The sequence below is a fragment of the Globicatella sanguinis NBRC 15551 genome, from assembly GCF_001552295.1.
GTDB classification, from domain to species: domain Bacteria; phylum Bacillota; class Bacilli; order Lactobacillales; family Aerococcaceae; genus Globicatella; species Globicatella sanguinis.
Window position 1 is genome coordinate 1 of the sequence record NZ_BCQX01000177.1, and the last position, 2,850, is coordinate 2,850.

Below are 2,850 nucleotides of genomic sequence, written 5' to 3' on the forward strand. Positions count from 1 at the left end.
AATTTGACACTATCTATCCTGAGGCATTAATTCACTATTGTCGTCAACATGTGATAGAATTAGAAGCTTATAGTCCATTAGGTGCGGGCGAACTATTTAGCAATGAAACAGTGCTCGAAATGGCTAAAAAATATGATTGTACGGCAGCGCAATTAGCCTTACGTTGGGTGATTGACCGCGATTGTATTCCTTTACCACGATCGACTAATCCCAAAAATATTCAATCAAATCTCGAATTAGAAGGCATTGAGATTTCTGAAGAAGATGCCTTAGTATTACAAAATCTTGCTGGAATGAGTGGTGCGACTCATCCAGATAGCGCGCCGTTCTAATATAATTTAAAAGCAAAAGACGCATGCTATTTTGAGTTGATAAGCTAGATAAAAAGATACTGGCTTAAAGCATTCTTAATAGTATGCGTCTTATTTTAGTGGTAATTATTGTTGATTAAAGGCATCGATAAAACGTAGCATGGCTTGACGCCCAGATTCATCTTGTTTAAAGACACCTGCATCTTCAAGCACACGTCCAAATTTGTTGGTGATTGCTTGTTCGATAAAGCGGTCAATCGTGGTTTCATCATATTCTTTGCTTTTTAATTCTTTTGCCCATGTTTGGTGATATTCAGCCACTTGATTCAAGTCTGCCTGGTCTAATAAATAAGCTTTGATACTATCGATTTCATTGACTAAACGAGGTGGTAATATCGCTAAGCCCATCACTTCTATTAGTCCGATGTTTTCTTTCTTGATATGTTGGACGTCTTGATGTGGGTGGAAGATTCCATCCGGATGTGCTTCGTTAGTTCGATTATTACGTAAGACAATATCCAATTCGAAATTATTATTACGACGACGAGCCACAGGTGTTACAGTGTTATGAGGTGTATCGTCTGTATAAGCAAGAACATCTACTGATTCATCAGAATAATTTCGCCAAAAGTTAAGTAATGCTTCCCCAGCAGTTGCGACTTCATCGCGATTAGCACCATTTAGACGAATAACGGACATTGGCCATTCAACTAATTCCACTTTTAGGGAAGGAAAAGCGTTCAATTTAATTGTTTGATAGGCATTCGCTTTTTCCATAGGGAAGGTATAACGGCCCCCTTGATAATGGTCATGGGCTAAAATTGATCCCCCTACAATTGGTAAATCAGCATTTGAACCAGCGAAATAGTGTGGTAACTGTTCAACAATCGCTAATAAATTGTCCATCGCTTTGCGGTCGATTTTCATAGGGGTATGCTCTTCACTTAAAAAAATACTATGTTCATTGTAATAAACATAAGGCGAGTATTGCATTCCATAGTGACGATTATTCAAATTTAAGCGAACAAGACGATGTTGCTGTCTGGCTGGGTGATTATTTCGTCCTTGATACCCTTCATTTTCCATACAAAGTAAACATAAAGGATAATTAGATTGTTTAGCATTTTTTGCTAAAGCAATTTCTTTTGGATCTTTCTCTGGTTTCGAAAGGTTAATGGTAATATCTAAATTGCCATAATTTTTGTATGGTGCGTTAAATTGGATATTCTTGGCAATGTTTCGAGTTTTAATATAGTCATTACTTTTAGAGAGTTTATAAAAATAATCCGTTGCATCCGCAGGATTATTTTGATATAACGCCCAAAACTTATTGTTTAGTTGTGAAGGAGAGGGTGTCAATAAATCCATTACAGCTGCTTCAAATTGTTCTCGTTGATAGCCGATATTTTCGATGATTCCCTTCTCAATGGCATACTGAGTTAATTGATCCATTAAGGAAAGTAAGTCATTAGAATCACTTACACCTTCTTCTAATTCATTGATTTGAATGAGAGACATAAGACGATTAGTGGTGTATATCCGGTCTAAAGAATCAATCCAACCTTGTTCAATTGCGTTATTGACAAAAGATCGGATGACGCATGAAATGTTAAATTGCATATGCAGCCTCCTAAAATTTTTTACCTACAATGTTATTATACCGTTTACCTAATATTGATTCAATATTGTGAGAATTGAATTGTGATCGTTTAGCAAATTTCAAAAATGTATCTGTTGATTACCAATGTATATTACGTAATTCGGTGTAGTCCGTTTGATTATCGAGAATCATTTTAAGATAGTCTTTGAAAAAAGTTGTTGCATTATCATCGATAAGCTGTTGAATTTTTTCGATGTTTGGAATGTCTTGTAAATCCAAAATATTGATTGGTTTTCCTGCAAAAAAAGCTAAATTAAGTGCTGCGACATATTGTGCCACTTCTTCTAATAGTGGATCATTTTCTTGATACCAACCGCCTTCAATCATTTCGCCATAGACCATTTTGTGACTACTATCGTCGAATAAATGTTTCATGTAGTTTGAATAATCTCGTAATTGCGGGTTGATAATGGAGTTGGTAATAGCATTATCAGTCATCGCTAAGGGTTCTGCTTGGTAAGTAATCGCATTATCTGTAAAGGATATTTTCGAGATATAGGATGGATATGAAGCAAATGCCCCCGTTACAATGTCGGTCATTAGTTTATGATTAGCGGACTCTATCGTCGCATAATGTTGAGCATGAATATGGCCACTTAATGTAAAGGGAGTACCATATTTAAATAAGATGTCACGTAATTCATCAGCATTGTCTAAAGTATAGTTAGCTTCTAAAGCTTGATAATGTGTAACGGTATTATGATGAATCACGGGAATGATGCGCTTATTTTTCTTTTGTGCTAGTTGAAAAATATTATCAATCCATTGGAGCGTCGTTTGGCTAAGTAATCCGTTGACTTTAGGAGCGCCAACGCCGTGAACATCACTATATAGATTACTATCAAGCATCAGTAACCAGTAGTTATGGTTAATAGTAGT

At 36.0% G+C, this 2,850-nt stretch carries 3 protein-coding genes; 1 reads left to right on the forward strand and 2 read right to left on the reverse strand.

The window, feature by feature from the left end; genetic code table 11:
• The coding region (locus tag GSA01S_RS09850) for an aldo/keto reductase (protein ID WP_174519414.1) at positions 1 to 332 on the forward strand (332 nt) is incomplete at its 5' end.
• A 105-nt stretch (positions 333 to 437) separates the two neighbouring features.
• Here the strand turns inward: GSA01S_RS09850 and galT are convergent.
• Together galT and GSA01S_RS10885 are read right to left on the reverse strand one after the other, a co-directional pair.
• Positions 438 to 1,931 carry a UDP-glucose--hexose-1-phosphate uridylyltransferase gene (gene galT, locus GSA01S_RS09855; RefSeq protein ID WP_066127131.1) on the reverse strand — a complete coding sequence of 498 codons (1,494 nt, stop codon included), beginning with the start codon at positions 1,929 to 1,931 and terminating at the stop codon, positions 438 to 440.
• Between the two features lie 118 nt (positions 1,932 to 2,049).
• Positions 2,050 to 2,850 (reverse strand): metallophosphoesterase (locus GSA01S_RS10885; protein ID WP_506256062.1); only part of this gene is annotated, 801 nt, incomplete at its 5' end.

Coding starts and splice junctions, on each gene's coding strand:
- galT (WP_066127131.1), bottom strand. CDS start 1,931: ATGCAATTTAACATTTCATGCGTCATCCGATCTTTTGTCAATAACGCA.